This window comes from Cellulosimicrobium cellulans (genome assembly GCF_006539945.1).
GTDB classification, from domain to species: Bacteria; Actinomycetota; Actinomycetes; order Actinomycetales; family Cellulomonadaceae; genus Cellulosimicrobium; species Cellulosimicrobium cellulans.
In genome coordinates, this window is the sequence record NZ_BJNZ01000001.1 from 294,249 (window position 1) to 309,655 (window position 15,407).

General features: G+C 72.6%; 19 protein-coding genes. 13 read left to right on the forward strand and 6 right to left on the reverse strand.

Features of this window, described 5'->3' with window-relative positions; genetic code table 11:
* Window positions 1-9 precede the first annotated feature (9 nt).
* Window positions 10-618, forward strand: coding sequence for a hypothetical protein (locus CCE02nite_RS01255; protein WP_170227171.1), 609 nt, complete (start codon window positions 10-12; stop codon window positions 616-618).
* Between the two features lie 12 nt (window positions 619-630).
* On the opposite strand, the gene CCE02nite_RS01260 is transcribed toward CCE02nite_RS01255, so the two are convergent.
* The gene (locus CCE02nite_RS01260) at window positions 631-1,494 is read right to left on the reverse strand and encodes a CPBP family intramembrane glutamic endopeptidase (protein ID WP_141387407.1); all 864 of its coding nucleotides are present in this window, start codon (window positions 1,492-1,494) and stop codon (window positions 631-633) included.
* A 191-nt stretch (window positions 1,495-1,685) separates the two neighbouring features.
* Here CCE02nite_RS01260 and CCE02nite_RS01265 point away from each other — a divergent pair, with 191 nt between their 5' ends.
* The 4 genes from CCE02nite_RS01265 to CCE02nite_RS01280 all read left to right on the forward strand — a co-directional run bounded on the left by CCE02nite_RS01265 (window position 1,686) and on the right by CCE02nite_RS01280 (window position 6,229).
* The gene (locus CCE02nite_RS01265; RefSeq protein WP_141387409.1) at window positions 1,686-2,981 is read left to right on the forward strand and encodes an FAD-binding protein; all 1,296 of its coding nucleotides are present in this window, start codon (window positions 1,686-1,688) and stop codon (window positions 2,979-2,981) included.
* Between the two features lie 300 nt (window positions 2,982-3,281).
* Window positions 3,282-4,226: an ABC transporter substrate-binding protein gene (locus tag CCE02nite_RS01270; protein WP_141387411.1), complete on the forward strand. Its 945-nt coding sequence runs from the start codon at window positions 3,282-3,284 to the stop codon at window positions 4,224-4,226.
* Window positions 4,227-4,382: 156 nt separating this feature from the next.
* Window positions 4,383-5,399: an amino acid ABC transporter permease gene (locus CCE02nite_RS01275; protein ID WP_141387413.1), complete on the forward strand. Its 1,017-nt coding sequence runs from the start codon at window positions 4,383-4,385 to the stop codon at window positions 5,397-5,399.
* 65 nt (window positions 5,400-5,464) lie between these two features.
* Window positions 5,465-6,229, forward strand: a complete 765-nt coding sequence (locus CCE02nite_RS01280; RefSeq protein WP_141387573.1) for an amino acid ABC transporter ATP-binding protein — start codon at window positions 5,465-5,467, stop codon at window positions 6,227-6,229.
* A 12-nt stretch (window positions 6,230-6,241) separates the two neighbouring features.
* Here CCE02nite_RS01280 and CCE02nite_RS01285 read toward each other — a convergent pair whose 3' ends face one another.
* On the reverse strand, window positions 6,242-6,466 hold the full coding sequence (locus tag CCE02nite_RS01285) for a hypothetical protein (RefSeq protein WP_141387415.1): 225 nt from the start codon (window positions 6,464-6,466) through the stop codon (window positions 6,242-6,244).
* A gap of 196 nt (window positions 6,467-6,662) precedes the next feature.
* On the opposite strand from CCE02nite_RS01285, the gene CCE02nite_RS01290 reads away from it, so the two are divergent.
* Complete coding sequence (locus CCE02nite_RS01290; protein WP_141387417.1) at window positions 6,663-7,103, forward strand: SRPBCC domain-containing protein; 441 nt, start codon at window positions 6,663-6,665, stop codon at window positions 7,101-7,103.
* Window positions 7,104-7,134: 31 nt separating this feature from the next.
* Here CCE02nite_RS01290 and CCE02nite_RS01295 read toward each other — a convergent pair whose 3' ends face one another.
* From CCE02nite_RS01295 to CCE02nite_RS01305, 4 genes are all read right to left on the reverse strand, one after another.
* A complete protein-coding gene (locus tag CCE02nite_RS01295) occupies window positions 7,135-8,205 on the reverse strand; it encodes a hypothetical protein (RefSeq protein WP_141387419.1) in 1,071 nt (356 codons plus the stop codon).
* Between the two features lie 448 nt (window positions 8,206-8,653).
* Window positions 8,654-8,818 carry a hypothetical protein gene (locus CCE02nite_RS20335; RefSeq protein WP_170227172.1) on the reverse strand — a complete coding sequence of 55 codons (165 nt, stop codon included), beginning with the start codon at window positions 8,816-8,818 and terminating at the stop codon, window positions 8,654-8,656.
* Window positions 8,819-8,887: 69 nt separating this feature from the next.
* Entirely contained in the window at window positions 8,888-9,238 is a 351-nt protein-coding gene (locus CCE02nite_RS01300) for an STAS domain-containing protein (RefSeq protein ID WP_141387421.1), read from the reverse strand.
* An 83-nt stretch (window positions 9,239-9,321) separates the two neighbouring features.
* Window positions 9,322-9,747 (reverse strand): VOC family protein, encoded by a 426-nt coding sequence (locus CCE02nite_RS01305; RefSeq protein ID WP_141387423.1) that lies wholly within the window; start codon window positions 9,745-9,747, stop codon window positions 9,322-9,324.
* A gap of 107 nt (window positions 9,748-9,854) precedes the next feature.
* Between CCE02nite_RS01305 and CCE02nite_RS01310 the strand changes: the two genes are divergently transcribed.
* The 7 genes from CCE02nite_RS01310 to CCE02nite_RS01340 all read left to right on the forward strand — a co-directional run bounded on the left by CCE02nite_RS01310 (window position 9,855) and on the right by CCE02nite_RS01340 (window position 15,405).
* Window positions 9,855-10,079 (forward strand): hypothetical protein, encoded by a 225-nt coding sequence (locus CCE02nite_RS01310; protein ID WP_141387425.1) that lies wholly within the window; start codon window positions 9,855-9,857, stop codon window positions 10,077-10,079.
* Window positions 10,076-10,399: a hypothetical protein gene (locus tag CCE02nite_RS01315; RefSeq protein ID WP_141387427.1), complete on the forward strand. Its 324-nt coding sequence runs from the start codon at window positions 10,076-10,078 to the stop codon at window positions 10,397-10,399. The genes CCE02nite_RS01310 and CCE02nite_RS01315 overlap by 4 nt, the downstream gene beginning before the upstream one ends.
* A gap of 560 nt (window positions 10,400-10,959) precedes the next feature.
* Window positions 10,960-11,301: an S-adenosylmethionine decarboxylase family protein gene (locus CCE02nite_RS01320; RefSeq protein WP_170227173.1), complete on the forward strand. Its 342-nt coding sequence runs from the start codon at window positions 10,960-10,962 to the stop codon at window positions 11,299-11,301.
* Window positions 11,298-12,053 carry a DUF4178 domain-containing protein gene (locus CCE02nite_RS01325; protein ID WP_170227174.1) on the forward strand — a complete coding sequence of 252 codons (756 nt, stop codon included), beginning with the start codon at window positions 11,298-11,300 and terminating at the stop codon, window positions 12,051-12,053. Before CCE02nite_RS01320 ends, CCE02nite_RS01325 begins: the two co-directional genes overlap by 4 nt.
* A gap of 76 nt (window positions 12,054-12,129) precedes the next feature.
* The gene (locus tag CCE02nite_RS01330) at window positions 12,130-12,363 is read left to right on the forward strand and encodes a DUF350 domain-containing protein (RefSeq protein WP_047231757.1); all 234 of its coding nucleotides are present in this window, start codon (window positions 12,130-12,132) and stop codon (window positions 12,361-12,363) included.
* Window positions 12,364-12,365: 2 nt separating this feature from the next.
* On the forward strand, window positions 12,366-14,000 hold the full coding sequence (locus CCE02nite_RS01335; protein WP_255318565.1) for a polyamine aminopropyltransferase: 1,635 nt from the start codon (window positions 12,366-12,368) through the stop codon (window positions 13,998-14,000).
* A gap of 136 nt (window positions 14,001-14,136) precedes the next feature.
* Window positions 14,137-15,405 (forward strand): ATP-binding protein, encoded by a 1,269-nt coding sequence (locus tag CCE02nite_RS01340; RefSeq protein ID WP_141387434.1) that lies wholly within the window; start codon window positions 14,137-14,139, stop codon window positions 15,403-15,405.
* Window positions 15,406-15,407 lie beyond the last annotated feature (2 nt).

Sequence of the window (15,407 nt, forward strand, 5' to 3'; positions counted from 1 at the left end):
AGGGACGGGATGCCCGTCGAGGGTCCGGTGGACGACGGCGGGTCAGGGCGCGCTCCGCGCACGCGGGCCGTGCTCGTGGGGGGAGTGCTCGCCGTCGCCGTCCTCGGGGTCGGGATCGCCGCGGCGCTGACCGGCCGCGCGGCGGGGACCGAGCCGAGCGACGCGGGCGGCGGTGCACCGGCCGCGGAGGCGCCGGGGGACGACCCGGCGCTCGCCGGCGAGACCTCGGCACCGCCGCCCGTCGAGACGAACGGGGTGCAGGCGTGCAGCGGCTTCGCCGGCTCCGCGGGAACCCCGATCCACGTCCGGGGCGACGACGGCGAGCCGGCCGAGCTCGGCGGGCTCGAGGGGTGGTGGAACAGCACGCCGGCGAGCGACGCCGGGGGCTGGCTCGACGTCGAGAAGTGGCCCCGTCAGGTGCTCGACCACCCGGCCACGGTCACCGTCGAGACGACGACCGGTACCGTCCTGGAGTCGTTCGACCGCCGCATGTGCACCGGCGTCGAGGGCTGGACGGCGCCGGACCTGTCCGCGCTGCCGCCGTCGACCGTCGTCGTGCTCGACGCCGAGACGGGCGAGGTCCTGGCCGAGCACCCCGTGGAGCTCGTGACGCCCTGACCTCGCCCCGCCTCAAGGACGGGGTGCGCCGGGGCGGGTGACGAGGTGGATCAGCACCGACGTCAGCACGATCACCCCGACGTACACCGCCATCGCGGGCGGCGACGTCACCGCGAGGAAGGTCAGGGCGGCGTTGCCGACCAGGTGCAGCGTCACCGCAGCCGGCACGCCACCCCGCAGGCGCTCGCTGACCAGCCAGTACGCGCTCGAGAGCGGGATCATCGCGAGCAGGAACAGCAGCGCCTCGACGCTCACGAGACCGAGGGACGACTGCCACGTCCCGGTGAGCGCGAACAGCGGCACGTGCCAGACCGCCCACACAGCGCCGAGCACGACCGACGTCGCGAGCGGCGAGAGCCGACGTCGCAGGCGCGGCTGCGCGTAGCCGCGCCACCCGAACTCCTCCGACAGCGGCCCCGCGCACAGCGAGACGAGCGCGAACAGGAGCGGACCGCCCGACCCGGCGACGGCCGCCGCCCCAGCGGACAGGTCGGCCGTCGGGCCGCCGAGGAACGGGACGACGAGCGCGGTCAGGACCGCCGGCGCGGCGCCGATCCCGACCGCGGCCGGGAGCCATCGCCCGGCCGCGCCCCAGAGCGCCGTCCGCGGGCTGCGGCGCCCCGCCGCGCGCAGCACGAGCGCGGCCAGCGTCGGGCCGAAGCCGCCGAGCGCGAAGAGCGCGAACACGACGGGCTCGGCGAGGTCGCCGCCGAGCAGCCACGCGGCACCCCACGACGCCCAGGACAGCCCGAACGCGAGCGCCCAGAACGCGACGAGCCCGCCGCGGAGGGGCCGCTCGGGGCCGCCGGGGATCGGGGTGGGGGAGAGGGGTCGGAGCCGCGGCGTCGCGGTCCGCGAGTGTGCGCTGGTCGTCATGTCTCGATCCCACCGGTTCGTCCCGCTCCCCAGAGCCCGGGCCGCCCCCGACCTGGGGTGGGGACAACCCCACCGCCCGGCTCACCCAGCACGACCTTGCCCGTCGTCGAACACGACCTTGAGGTCGTTCTGGGCGCCAGAACGTCCCTCAGATCGTGTTCGGCCGGGAGGGAGGTGGCAGGGTGGGAGGCGTGACGACGACGCCCGACGTACCCCGACCGGCCAACTGGGCCGGCAATCTCACCTACTCCTCGGCGGAGGTCGTGCACCCCGAGAGGCCGGAGGCGCTGGTCGACGTCGTGCGGCGTTCGCGGCGCGTCAAGGCGCTCGGGTCGCGGCACTCGTTCGGGGACGTCGCGGACACGCCCGGGACGCACGTCGTCCTCGACCGGTACGACGACGGCCGCCCGCCCGTCGTGATCGACCCGGCCACGGGCGTGGCGTCGGTCGCGGCGGGGCTGCGGTACGGCGACGTGACGCGGCACGTGCAGGCCGCGGGCCGCGCGCTCGCGAACCTCGCGTCGCTCCCGCACATCTCCGTCGCGGGGTCCGTCGCGACGGCGACCCACGGCTCGGGCGACGAGGTGGGCTCGCTCGCGAGCGCCGTCGTCGGGCTCGAGCTGGTCACGGGCGACGGCGAGCGCCGGACGCTGCGACGCGGCGACGCGGACCTCCCTGGCGCGGTCGTCGCGCTCGGAGCGCTGGGCGTGGTGACCCGGGTCGAGCTCGAGACCGTCCCGACGTTCGACGTGCGCCAGGACGTGCACGTCGGGCTGCCGTGGGACGCGGTGACGGCGCACTACGACGAGCTCACGGCGTCGGCGTACTCGGTGAGCCTCTTCACGGACTGGGGGCCCGACGGCGTCCAGCAGGTCTGGCGCAAGTCCCGCCTCGCGCCGGGGGAGCGGGGCGTGACCCGGGCGGACCTCTTCGGGGCGACGCCAGCGACGACGATGCTGCACCCCCTGCCCGGCGTCGACCCCGTGCACTGCACGCGCCAGCTCGGCGAGCCCGGCCCGTGGAACGAGCGGCTGCCGCACTTCCGGCTCGACTTCACGCCCAGCAACGGCGCGGAGCTCCAGTCGGAGTACCTCGTGCCGCGAGCCCGGGCGCAGGAGGCGTTCGCGGCGATGCGCGACCTCGGCCCGCGCGTGACCCCGCTGCTCCAGGTGGGGGAGGTCCGCACCGTCGCGGCCGATGCGGAACCGCTGTGGCTCAGCCCGTTCGACGGCCCGGCGGTCGGCGTGCACCTCACGTGGAAGCCCCTGGCCGACGACGTCGCGCGCGTCCTGCCCGACGTGGAGGCCGCGCTGCTCCCGCTGGGCGCGCGCCCGCACTGGGGCAAGCTCTCGCACGCGCTCGTCCACGACCCCGGCTCGGTCGCGACGCTCTACCCGCGCTTCGACGACTTCGGGGAGCTCGTGCAGCGGTACGACCCCGACGGCCGCTTCCTCGGCGGCTACGTCGAGCGCCTCCTGACGAGCTGACCCCCTGAGTCACCGCCCGCCCCCATCGCCGTCGAACACGACATGAGGGTCGTTATCCGGCGGATAGCGACCCTCATGTCGTGTTCGACGGGGTGGTTCGTCACGGTTCGGCGTCGATGTACCTGCCGGTTTGGTGAGTGGGGCGCTGCGGCCTCAGACTCTTGCGCAGGTGCTGCGCACCGCCGGGTCCTCTGTTCCCCGTACGTTCCTCGGCCTCCGGGCCGGGTGCTGACGTAACACGACGGAGACGATCGGTGTCTACGCTGCCCCTGCCCGGCCCCCACCCGATCGGAGAACACCATGCGTACGACCCTGCGCAAGCTTCCCCTCGGCCTCGTCGCGCTCACCGCGACGAGCGCCCTCCTGCTCACCGCGTGCACCGACGCCTCCCAGACCGGGACGGACGACAGCACCGGGGGATCCGACGAGACGTCGTCCGCGCCGTCGTTCGACCCCTCGACGATCGAGGTCGACGACGCGGCCGCCGCGCTGCTGCCCGAGGACGTCGCGTCCGCGGGGACGCTCGTCGTCGCCTCGAACACGGAGTACGCGCCCGCCGAGTTCATCGACGCGGACGGCACGACCCCGATCGGCTTCGACATCGACGTCATCAAGGCGGTCGGCGCGACGCTCGGCCTCGACGTCGAGGTCCAGTCGGCCGACTTCCCGGCGATCATCCCCGCGCTCGGCACCAAGTACGACGCCGGCATCTCCTCCTTCACGATCACGGAGGAGCGCATGAAGGAGGCCAACATGATCTCCTTCCTCAACGCGGGCTCCGCGTACGCGGTCGCGGCGGGCAACCCGGACGACGTCGACCCGGCGAGTCTGTGCGGGCTGACCGTCGCCGTCCAGACCGGCACCATCCAGGACGAGGACATCGCGGTGCAGAGCCAGGCGTGCACCGACGCGGGCGAGGAGAAGATCGACATCCTCCAGTACGAGTCGCAGTCCGACGCCACGACGAACGTCGCGGGCGGCAAGGCGCAGGTGCTCTACGCGGACTCGCCGGTGATCGGCTACGCGGTCGAGCAGACCGGGGGCCAGCTCGAGCAGCTCGGCGACGTGTTCGACAGCGCGCCCCAGGGCGTCGTCGTCGCGAAGGACGACACCGAGCTCGCCGCCGCGATCCAGGCGGCGCTCCAGTCGCTCATGGACAGCGGCCAGCTCGTCGAGATCCTCGGCGCGTGGGGCAGCGGCGACGCCGCGCTCGACACCGCGGAGATCAACCCGTCCGTCGGCTGACGCCCCCGCGCTGCTCTCAGCTCATCCCCAGCCCAGTCTCCGCCGTGTCGCGGGCGCCCGTGCGGCGCCCGCGACCGGCACACTGGACGCCTGCGCGGACGATGCCGTCCGCGCGGCCCGGCTCGTGCCCCGAGCCCCGACACCCCGAGGTGCACCATGACCGGTAGGACACCCGGCGGCGACGCCGCCGGCGCACCGGGAGACGACCCGGTCCCCGACCGCATCCACGCCCGACCCGTCCCGCGGCCCGGCAGGTGGATCTCTGCCGTCGTGCTGCTGGTCCTCGCCGCGATGGCCGCCAACGCCCTGCTGACGAACGAGAAGTTCCGGTGGGACGTCGTCTGGCTCTACTTCCGCGACGTGACGGTCGTGCGCGGTGTGGGCTGGACGCTCGTGCTCACGTTCTGCTCGATGGCGATCGCGATCGTGCTCGCCGTGCTGCTCGCGATCATGCGACGGTCGGACAACCCCGTCATGAAGTCGGTGAGCTGGGGCTACATCTGGTTCTTCCGCGGCACCCCGATCTACACCCAGCTCGTGTTCTGGGGTCTCGTGTCGGTGCTCTACCCCCGCCTGAGCCTCGGCATCCCGTTCGGCCCCGAGTTCTTCGAGTTCCGCACGGCGGACCTGTTCACGGCGTTCGTGTGCGCGCTCATCGGGCTCTCGCTCAACGAGGCCGCGTACCTCGCGGAGATCGTGCGTGCGGGTCTCGGGTCCGTCGACCCGGGGCAGACCGAGGCGGCCAAGGCCCTCGGCATGAAGGACGGCAAGATCCTGCGGCGCATCGTGCTGCCGCAGGCGATGCGCGTCATCGTGCCCCCGACGGGCAACGAGACGATCTCCCTGCTCAAGACGACGTCCCTCGTGCTCGCGGTGCCGTTCACGCTCGACCTCCAGTACTCGACCAACGCCATCGGCAACCGGATCTTCCTGCCGATCCCGCTGCTCATGGTCGCGGCGATCTGGTACCTGCTCATCACGAGCGTCCTCATGGTCGGCCAGCACTACATCGAGCGGTACTACGGCCGCGGGTTCGGCACGCAGACGGCGGCCCGACGCCGCGGGCGCGGGCCGGGAGGCAAGGGCGGCGGCCGCACGAAGCCCCGCAAGCAGGACCTCATCGCCGCGTCCGGCACGACCAAGGACGACCCCTTCCTGGAGGTGACCCCGTGAGCGGGACGCACGAGGCAGCATCCACGGCGGTCGACCGCGCCACGACCACCACGGACGCCACGCCGATGGTGCAGGTCGAGGGCCTGCACAAGATGTTCGGCGACCTGCACGTGCTCAAGGGCGTGGACCTCGAGGTCCCGCGCGGCTCGGTGTGCGTCGTCCTGGGACCGTCCGGGTCCGGCAAGTCGACGCTCCTGCGCTGCGTCAACGAGCTCGAGGAGATCACCGGTGGGCGCATCCGCGTCGACGGCGAGCTCATGGGCTACCGCGAGGTGACCAAGGACGGGCGCACCCGCCTGCACCGCCTGCACCCCAAGGTCGTCGCGCGCCAGCGCTCGCGCATCGGCATGGTGTTCCAGCGCTTCAACCTGTTCCCCCACATGACCGCGCTCGAGAACGTCGCGGAGGCGCCGGTGCAGGTGCAGGGCCTCGGGAAGGCGGCCGCGCGCGCACGGGCCACCGAGCTCCTGGAGCGCGTCGGCCTCGCCGACCGCGCGGACCACTACCCGGCGCAGCTCTCCGGCGGGCAGCAGCAGCGCGTGGCGATCGCGCGGGCGCTCGCGATGGAGCCCGAGCTCATGCTGTTCGACGAGCCGACGTCCGCGCTCGACCCCGAGCTCGTCGGCGAGGTGCTCGCCGTCATGCGCGACCTCGCGCGGTCCGGCATGACGATGATGGTCGTGACGCACGAGATCGGGTTCGCGCGCGAGGTCGCGGACGCCGTCGTCTTCATGGACGAGGGCGTCATCGTCGAGCAGGGCACGCCTCAGCAGGTGCTCGGGGACCCGCAGCACGAGCGCACGCGGTCGTTCCTCGCGCACGTGCTGTAGGGAGGGCGCCCCTCAGCCCGCGCGACGGCGGCGCGGCAGAGCCGGGGCGTCGTGCGCCGCGAGGAGGCGGGGCGAGAGCCCGGTGGGGCGAGCGACCGTGACCATCTCCCCGCTGAGCGCCCGGCCCAGGTGCACGAGCGGCAGCATGTTCTCGTGCTCGACCACGAGCGCGTCGTAGATCGGGGTCTCGCTGTCCGGGGCGTGGGAGCGGGTGTGGGAGGGAGATCGCGTCAGCACGCCTCCCACCTTCCGTGAGGGACGTGCGTTCCGCGACCGGAAGCGGTGACGTGTCCGTGAGACGTTCGTGGAGACCGGGCGCGCGCGCCGCGCACCGGCGCCGACGAGCCACCGGTGGCGCGACGTCGTCGGGCGCGGTTCACTGCATCCTGACGCGCACCGGCCGCCGCGTCCCGGTCGCACCCGGGAGGACCGCATGAGCCTCGCCCCGATCGTCCACGAGCTCCGCCTCGCGTGCCCCGTCGAGGTCGCCTTCGACACGTACGTCGACCGGATCGCGGAGTGGTGGCCCCCCGGGTACACCGACGACGCCGGGTCGTTCTCCGGGCTCGTCGTCGAGCCCGTCGTCGGCGGTCGCGTGCTCGCGTCCCACGGCGCCGACGAGCAGGTGTGGGGGCGCGTGACGCTCTGGGAGCGGGCGACCCACCTCGCCCACACGTTCACCCCGGGGCAGCCGCCCGGCCGGGCGTCGCTCGTCCGGGTCGACCTGCGGCCGAGCGCCACCGGGACCGCCGTGCGGTTCGAGCACGGCGGGTGGGCGCCCGGCAGCGAGCGCGTGCGGTCGCGCTTCACCGGGTGGCCACGCATCCTCAGCCGCTACGCGCACCTCGCCGAGCACCCCGACCCGGAGAAGTGACGTCCGGGCTCGCCGGGGGGTCGCTGCGGTCTCACCAGCCCCAGTCGCCCCAGTCCCAGCTGCCGTCGTCGGCGTTCCCGCCGTTGCCGTTGCCGTTGCCGTTGTTGCCGTTGCCGTCGTTCCCCGGGCCGGGCCGGTTCTGCTGGTCGCGCTCGTCCTGCTGCTTCTGCCGGTCGTCGAGCTCCTGCGACCGCTTGGCGGCGTCCTCCTCGGCCTTCGTGATCGCCGCCTCGCGCTCGGTGAGCTGCGTCGTCGCCGCGTCCAGCTCGGCGCGCTGGGCCTCCAGGTCGGCCCGCTCCGACTCGAGCTGCTCGCGCTCGGCCGCGACCTCGCTCTGCACACGCTGCGCCTCGGCCTTCTCGCGCTGCGCCTCCCCCTGTGCGGAGAGCGTCAGACCGATGCCGACGAGCAGGCCGAGAGCGACGCCCGCGAGGCCGACGGCGGTCGGGACGAGCCATCGGCGGCCGCGGTCGGGGGCGGCGTCCTCGTCGTCGTCGGCACCGGGGAGCGCGAGCGGACCGACGCCCCCGGAGGCGCGCGCCGGGACCGCCGTCGCGCGCGGCGGTGCCGCGGCCGGCGACGGGCCGACGGGGACCACGCCGGACCGCGCGGTTCCGGCCGAGACCGTCGGGGCCGCGCCCGCGACCGCCGGGCGCACGGCCGGGTCGTCCAGCAGCGCGCCGAGGGCGGGGAGGATCATCGTCGAGCCGGCGACGGGGTGGTCGTCGACGGCGCCCGTCGCGACCGGGGCGAGCGTCGCCACGTGCGTCGCGTCGACCCCCGGACCCGTGCCGGGTGCACCGACCACCGGGGCCGCGCCGACCACCGAGGTCGCTCCGACCGCGGGGGTCGCTCCGGACGAGCGCGCGCGCAGCGACCGGCGCGTCGGCGTCCCGGCCCCGGACGGCAGGGGCTCGGTCGTGCGGAGGACCGGCGCGTCCGGGAGGGGCACGGGGACCGGGGACCCCGAGGTCGCGGCGTCCTCCCAGAACACCCAGCCCGGGGGCGGGGCCGGCCAGGACGGGTCCGGGTGCCAGTCGGTCGTGGGGGTGAAGCCCTCGGGGACGGGCCACCCCGGGGGCGGCACGAACCGCACGGCCATGGGGTCCTCCTTCGGTAGCGTCCGGCGCACGGTCGACGGGGACGCAGGGTCTCGACGGGGCTCCGGCTTCGACGGGAACAGTAGGGGAGTCGTGGCCACCGGCACGAATCGGCGCCGCGACGTGGGTGGCCGCTGGTAGAACGGACGCAGACCGGCGAGGCGGCCCAGCTCCCGCCCCGGCGGCGATCGTCCCCCGACCCGGAGGTGTGCGTGTTCCTCGTCGACGAGCCGGCGCTGCGGACCGTCGCGGCCGAACCCGGCCGGACCGTCACGGGCGGCGCGCCCGCGCGCGAACGCGTCCTCGTGCACTCGGCGAGCGACGAGGCCGAGGACGATGTACGCGAGCCAACCCATGGATTTCTCCCTTTTGTCTGCTGTGCGAGTTTTGCCCCCAGATCCGTCAGCATGGCAGGGACCGGCCGGGCTCGCACGTCGACGGCTCGCTCCGCTACGACGCGTCGGGAAGGCCCGTCGCCACGGGCGGCTGGACGGCCGTCGTGCGGAGGGTGTCGAGCCAGCGGTCGAACTCCGCCGCGATCTCGTCCGGGTGCATGCGCAGCGTCTCGGCGGGGCTGCGAGACTCGCGCCCGGCGACGTACAGCTGTCGAACCATCTCGGTCGTGGGTGTCCACGCTCTCATCGGGTGTCCTGTCCAGAGGCGGCGGGAGGGGTAACGCGCGGCTCAGCCGGCCGAGCGCTCGTGCGGAGGGTCGGGGTCCGGGACGTCCGCAGCGGTCTCGACGAGCTCGACGAGACCGAGCGCCCCGCTGAACTCGAGCAGCTGGCGCACGTGCTCGGGCGCGCGCAGGAGCCGGGGGCGGTACCCCGCCCGCGTCCCCATGAGGACGAGGTGGAGGCCGCCGGAGTCCATGAACGTGACCCGCGAGAGGTCGATGGTCCACGGCCGGTGGCCGATCGTCGCAGCGAGGCGCTCCTTGACCGCGTGGGCGACGGAGAAGTCGATCTCTCCCCACATCACCCAGTGCCGCGCGTCGTCCTCGACCTGGACGCCTCCGGTCACTCCGTCCGCCATGGTGGAAGGTCTCCCGTCTCGTGAGCGGGACGACGATACGTGCCACTCGCGTCGCTCGCCCCCTGGGGCGCCCTGCCGTTCGGTCAGGGCGTCGTGGCGCCGGCGACGTTCACCAGCCACCCGACGCCGAACCGGTCGGTGAGCATGCCGAACTCGTCGCCCCACGGCGCGGTCTCCATCGCCATGACCTCCTGCGCGCCCTCGGACAGCGCGGCGAACCACGCACGGAGGCGCTCGCGGTCGTCGGGGCCGCCGAACAGCGCGACCGACGCGTGGTCGGTGAGCGTCGTCCCCGGCGGCACGTCCGACGCCATGAGCGTCCCGGCGCCCTCGATCGGGAGCTCGAGCTGCGAGTGCATGACCTTCTTCGCCTGCGCCGGGTCGTCCACCGGGCCGATCGAGTCGTAGGTGCTGATGTCCGGCGTCACGCCGAACACGGTGCCGTAGAACTCCACCGCGTCACGCGCGTCGCCGTCGAAGTTCAGGTAGGGGCTGAGCTGAACGGACATGATGGCCTCCTCGTCGAGATGGACCTGACTCCTGTGTGGACGCCCCGGGACAGCCGGACTGAGCGGTCCCCGCCATCGTCGACCTCGGGTCCCACGTCGCGGAGGCGATGGGCGGCAGCTCGAGCTGGCGGACGCTCGCGGACTGGGCCATCAACGAGGCTCTGCGCTACCCGGCTCACGTCTGGTACGAGAGTCGGAACGACGCCGACGTCTTCAAGACGGAGGTCCAGATCCGCGACCGCAGCGGTCGAGTGCGCGACGTCAAGTACTCGAACGTCGTCGTGGCCCGAGTCTCGAAGAACATCATCACCACCTACCCTTCGAATTCATGACCACTCGAATCGTCGAGCAGCTCGCGCTCCAGTCTTCCGGCGACGGCAACGACGTGCGGGTCGCCGAAGGTGGAGCGCTGCTTCACCGCTGGGACGGCATGTCGTACGACCCGCCGATCGTGTTGGACGTCGCCGACGACGACCTGAACCGCTTCCTCGACGCGGTCGCTGACGACGGCGAGGTGCTCTGGCCTGGACGAGATACGCAGTGGGCAGGTTGTGCCCTGCTGATCACGCACATCGACGAGGTGCTGCGGACGAGCGAGACCTCGCCCGTCCGGCTCAGGATCGACGGCGAAGGGCGACTCAGGGCGGACTAGCCGATCCGTCTCGCCCGAAGGTAGGGGCGATACGACCTTCCGCCGTGACGTCCACCACCCGACCCCGCCGATGGCTGTGCTCACCAGGCGCGACGTAGCGAAGAACTCAAGAACCGCCGTTTGTCAGGCGTTGCGAAGTCCACCTCTGCGACGCCTGACAAACGGTCGGTCTTGCAGCGTCAGGTTGGTTGTGTCGAGGCCCGCCTGTACAGCCGGGACCGTTGACCAACCTCGCGGGTCGACCGCCCGCGCACCGGTTCAGCCCTTGCCGAGCGTCGAGCCGGCCTTCGACTTCGCTGGCTTGCTCGAGGAGTTGCTCGCGAGCGTCTTGCCCGCCTTGGACAGAGCGGACTTCGAGGGCTTCGCAGACTTCGCCATGACGTCACCTCCCTTCACCGGAAGTCCAGCACGAGGATCTGACACGGCCGACTGGCCGCAAAGAGGTCGACGTGCGACCTGTCGGCTAAGGTGTGCGCGGCCCGACGGCGCGGCCGCCGGACCGCGGGCTGCTCACCCGCGTGCGGCCCACGGACCGAGGAGCGCGACAGGGGGGCCAGGGCGTGCAGCGCAACCTCGTCCACGTCTTCGACGTGACGGGCGCGGACCCCGCGCTGCTCGACGACGACCCGACCGTCCGCGGGTGCCTCGACGCGATCGTCCGGCACGCGGGCATGACGCCGCTCGGCGAGGCGTCCCACCGCTTCGAGCCCCAGGGCACGAGCGTCGTGATCCTGCTCGCCGAGTCGCACCTCGCCGTCCACACGTGGCCCGAGCACGGGACCGCCTACGTGACCCTCACGACCTGCCGCGCACCGGCGTCCGCCACCTTCACCGAGGACGTGCGTGCCCTGCTCGCAGACGCGCTGGGCGCGGCCGACGTCGCCGTGCGGAGCCTCGTGTGAGCCGGACCCGCCCCCGGCTCGCGCTGCGCGTGGGCGAGGACCTCGTCGGCACGCCGCCCCAGCGGGCGACGCCTCGCGCCGTCGCCGTCCTGTCGACCGTGCACGGCGGCACGACGTTCACGTGGGAGGAGTGGCAGCTCCTCGCCCACGACGGCTCGGACGTGTGGATCGAGTACGACCACGACACCCGCGACGTCACGCTCCTGCACCCGACCGAGGCGTGGCCGCCGGTCGTCGACCTCTCGGCGCTGCACACCGGCCGCACCCTCGGTCTGCGCCTCGACGGACGGCAGTACTCGCTCGTCGTGCGCGAGCGCGGTACGGGCCGGGTCGAGCACGTCGAGGGGCAGTTCGCCGAGCCGTTCGTCGTGGGGCAGCAGGTCGAGTACGTCGACCTCTCGGCCCACGGGACGGTCGTCTCGATCGAGCGCACGACCGGCCCGCTCGGTCCCGTGACCGCCGTCTACCGCGGCCGGCGCATCGACGTGGCGGAGCAGCGCCGGCTGTTCGGCCGCCGCGTCGCGCCGCGCACGCTCCCCGGGGGTCGGTTCGTCGCCTTCGCGGTGGCCGCCGTCGTGCTCGTCGGGCTCTTCGCCTCGTGCACCGCGCGAGCCGCCTCGGGCGACGGGGCGTGCACGCCCCGCACCGTCGAGACCGTCGCGCCGTCCGGCGAGGTGACCACCACCGAGCAGAGCGGCACGTGCGTGCGCCGGTCCGTCTACGGCGGCGGTGGCGGCGGGCTCGGCAAGTGACGCGCCCGACCGCCGGACCCCTCCCAGCACCCGTACGCCCGCCCGCCCGTCCCACGACCTGACCCCGGGAGACACCGTGATCGCAACCGCCGCCGCCCCGCTGGCGTTCCTCTGGTCCTTCTTCTCGACCATCCTCTACTCGGCGCTCGGCATCGTCCTGCTGCTGGTCACGCTCGTGGTGGCGAACAAGGTGTTCCGGCTCAACCTGCACCGCGAGCTCGTCGACGAGCACAACGTCGCGTTCGGCGTGATGATCGCGGGCCTTGCCGTCGCGATCGGCCTCATCATCGCGGGGACGATCAGCTCCTGACCGTGCTCGACCAGCAGGAGCGCCCGCCCGAGGCCGCCGCGGACGGCTCGGGCGACGCCGCGCCCCCGTCCGGGCGGTACGGCCACGCGCGCACGATGGACCGGCCCACGGTCTTCGCCGCCGCGCTGCTCGTCGCCGTCGGCGGGCTCGTCTACGAGCTCATCCTCGGGACGGCGGCCTCGTACCTGTTCGGCGACTCCGTCGTCGCGTTCTCCGTCGCGACGGGACTCACGCTGTTCGGCATGGGCCTCGGCTCGCTCCTCGCGCCCCGGCTCCAGCGCACGGCGGGGCTGAGCTTCGTGAGCAACGAGCTCGTGCTCTCGCTCCTCGGCGGGACGTCGGTGCTCGCGCTGTTCTGGGCGTACGCGTCCACCGAGCTCGCGTGGGTCGTGTTCGTCGTGCTGTCGCTCGCGATCGGCACGGCGATCGGCGTCGAGATCCCGCTGCTCGTCGCGGTCCTCAAGGAGCAGGGCAGCGAGGGCTCCGTCTCGCTGCTGTCGAAGGTGCTCGCGCTCGACTACTTCGGGGCGCTCGCGGCCTCGCTCCTGTTCCCGTTCCTGCTGCTCCCGTACCTCGGGCTCGTCCGCACCGCGTTCGCGGTCGCGGTGCTCAACGTCGCCGTCGCGGCGTTCATGCTCGCGCGCATGGGCCACCCGCCGCGGTGGACCGCGCTCGCCGCCGTGACGCTCGTCGTCCTCCTCGCCGGGTTCGCCGCGTCCACGTGGCTCGAGACGCGCATCAGCGCGGGGATGTACCAGGACCCGGTCGTGGCGCAGGAGCGCAGCGCCTACCAGCAGGTCGTCGTCACCGAGTACCGCGGCGACACGCGGCTCTACCTGGACAACCAGCTCCAGTTCTCGTCCGTCGACGAGGCCCGCTACCACGAGACGCTCGCGCACGCGGCGATGACGTCGGTCGCGGCGCCCGCGTCCGTGGCGATCCTCGGCGGGGGCGACGGCCTCCTCACGCGCGAGGTGCTGCGGTACGACTCGGTGCAGGAGGTCACGCTCGTCGACCTCGACCCCGCGGTGACCGACCTCGCGCGGGAGAACCGGCTCCTCACCGACCTCAACGAGCACGCGCTCGACGACCCGCGCGTGAGCATCGTCAACGCCGACGCCTTCCGCTGGGTCGAGGACACCCCGCAGACGTTCGACGTCGTGCTGGTCGACCTCGTCGACCCCTCGACCGAGCGTGTCGCCAAGCTGTACTCCCAGGAGTTCTACGGCATGGTCGCCGCGCACCTGCGGCCGGGCGGCGCGTTCGCGACCCAGGCCACGTCCACCTACTTCACGCCCGACGCGTTCTGGCAGGTCGTGTCCACCGTCCGCGCCGCGGCCCCCGACCGCGCCGTCGTACCGCTCACCGTCAATGTCCCGTCGTTCGGCGAGTGGGGCTTCGCGCTCTCCCTCCCCGGGGGCGAGGCGTCTGCCGGGCCCGGGGACCTCGACGACGTCCCCGGGCTCTTCGCGCGCACGCCGCTCCCCGAGGGCCTGCGGTTCCACGACGCGGCGTCGCTCGCCGCGACCACGCGCCTGCCCGCCGACAACCCGCCGCGCGACCTGCCGCCGTCGACCTTGCTCTCCCCGACCGTGCAGCGCACCTACCAGGAGGACATGCGCGCCTGGCGCTACTGACCCGCCGAGTGGATGAAGGTGTGCAGATCGAGTACTGGGTGGCGTGCGCAGAGACTCGTACCGAGTGTGCGTATGGACTAGTAGAAAGTGTGCGTATGGGATGGTAGCTAGCGTCGGCGACGGATATGATCCGTCGATGGGATACCGCCGCCGTGTGCTCGACGAGTTGCTCGACGAACTCCAACCCGCTCTTGCCGCGACGTCGATCTACGGCCCCAAGGGCGTCGGCAAGACCGCCACGGCACAGCGGCGGGCGCGCTCTGTTCTTCGCCTGGACGATCCTGGTGACCTTCAGCGTCTTGAGGCCGACCCTCGACTTCTGACCACGCTCCCTTCGCCGCTCCTGATCGACGAGTGGCAGCGCTGGCCGGCCGTCTGGGACCTTGTCCGGCGTGCCGTCGACGAGGGAGTGCCACGTGGCACGTTCCTCCTCACAGGCAGTTCTGCGCCCCGGGGCTCAACCGTGCACAGCGGAGCAGGCCGGATCGTGGGCATGCGCATGCGCCCGATGAGTCTTCTGGAACGTGGCGTCACGGTTCCTGCCGTGAGCTTGGCTGCGCTCTTGGAAGGCGACGCGACGATCGATGGAGCGACGGATGTCGGGCTCCGTGAGTACGCGGAAGAGATTGCAGCCTCAGGCTTTCCGGACATTCGCTCGGAAGCATCGCCCCGGCTGCGACGCGTGAGGCTCGACGCCTACGTGGACGATATCGTCCAACGCGAGTTCGCGGAGCAGGGCTACCCGGTACGCCGGCCAGAGTCGCTGCGTGCGTGGCTCGCTGCGTATGCGGCGGCATCGTCGACGACGGCAAAGTACTCCGAGATCCTCGACGCCGCGACACCCAATCATGGGGACAAGCCGGCGAAGGCCACCACGCTCGGCTATCGCGACGCGCTCTCGGGTCTGTGGCTCCTCGATCCCACCCCCGCGTGGACCCCTGGCGACAACAGATTGTCGCGTCTGAGCCAGGCATCCAAGCACCAGCTCGCCGACCCGGCACTCGCTGCGCGCCTGCTCAACGTCACGGCGGAATCACTGCTCGCGGGTCGAGCCACGGCTGCTTCACTGAGCCCCGAGCCGCTGCTGGGAACACTCTTCGAATCGCTCGTCACGCTCGACGTCAACGTCTACGCGACGCATTCGGAAGCAACGGTCAGCCACTTTCGCGACCTCAACGGCCGCCACGAGATCGATCTTGTCGTGACGGGCAACGACGATCGCGTCGTGGCCATCGAAGTCAAGTTGACCGCAGTGCCTACGGACCGGGACGTCCGACACCTTCTCTGGCTTCGCGAACAGATCGGCGACCGGCTTGCCGACATGCTCGTCGTCACGACCGGGGAACATGCGTACCGGCGCCGGGACGGGGTCGCCGTGGTCCCGGCAGCTTTGCTCGGACCATGAGG

Bases quoted from the DNA above. Each gene is read 5' to 3' on its own strand.
- CCE02nite_RS01290 (WP_141387417.1), top strand. From the start codon at position 6,663: ATGAGCCTCGCCCCGATCGTCCACGAGCTCCGCCTCGCGTGCCCCGTC.
- CCE02nite_RS01315 (WP_141387427.1), top strand. From the start codon at position 10,076: ATGACCACTCGAATCGTCGAGCAGCTCGCGCTCCAGTCTTCCGGCGAC.
- CCE02nite_RS01260 (WP_141387407.1), bottom strand. From the start codon at position 1,494: ATGACGACCAGCGCACACTCGCGGACCGCGACGCCGCGGCTCCGACCC.
- CCE02nite_RS01295 (WP_141387419.1), bottom strand. From the start codon at position 8,205: ATGGCCGTGCGGTTCGTGCCGCCCCCGGGGTGGCCCGTCCCCGAGGGC.
- CCE02nite_RS01275 (WP_141387413.1), top strand. From the start codon at position 4,383: ATGACCGGTAGGACACCCGGCGGCGACGCCGCCGGCGCACCGGGAGAC.
- CCE02nite_RS01305 (WP_141387423.1), bottom strand. From the start codon at position 9,747: ATGTCCGTTCAGCTCAGCCCCTACCTGAACTTCGACGGCGACGCGCGT.
- CCE02nite_RS20335 (WP_170227172.1), bottom strand. From the start codon at position 8,818: ATGGTTCGACAGCTGTACGTCGCCGGGCGCGAGTCTCGCAGCCCCGCC.
- CCE02nite_RS01300 (WP_141387421.1), bottom strand. From the start codon at position 9,238: ATGGCGGACGGAGTGACCGGAGGCGTCCAGGTCGAGGACGACGCGCGG.
- CCE02nite_RS01255 (WP_170227171.1), top strand. From the start codon at position 10: ATGCCCGTCGAGGGTCCGGTGGACGACGGCGGGTCAGGGCGCGCTCCG.
- CCE02nite_RS01340 (WP_141387434.1), top strand. From the start codon at position 14,137: ATGGGATACCGCCGCCGTGTGCTCGACGAGTTGCTCGACGAACTCCAA.
- CCE02nite_RS01270 (WP_141387411.1), top strand. From the start codon at position 3,282: ATGCGTACGACCCTGCGCAAGCTTCCCCTCGGCCTCGTCGCGCTCACC.
- CCE02nite_RS01310 (WP_141387425.1), top strand. From the start codon at position 9,855: ATGGGCGGCAGCTCGAGCTGGCGGACGCTCGCGGACTGGGCCATCAAC.
- CCE02nite_RS01280 (WP_141387573.1), top strand. From the start codon at position 5,465: ATGGTGCAGGTCGAGGGCCTGCACAAGATGTTCGGCGACCTGCACGTG.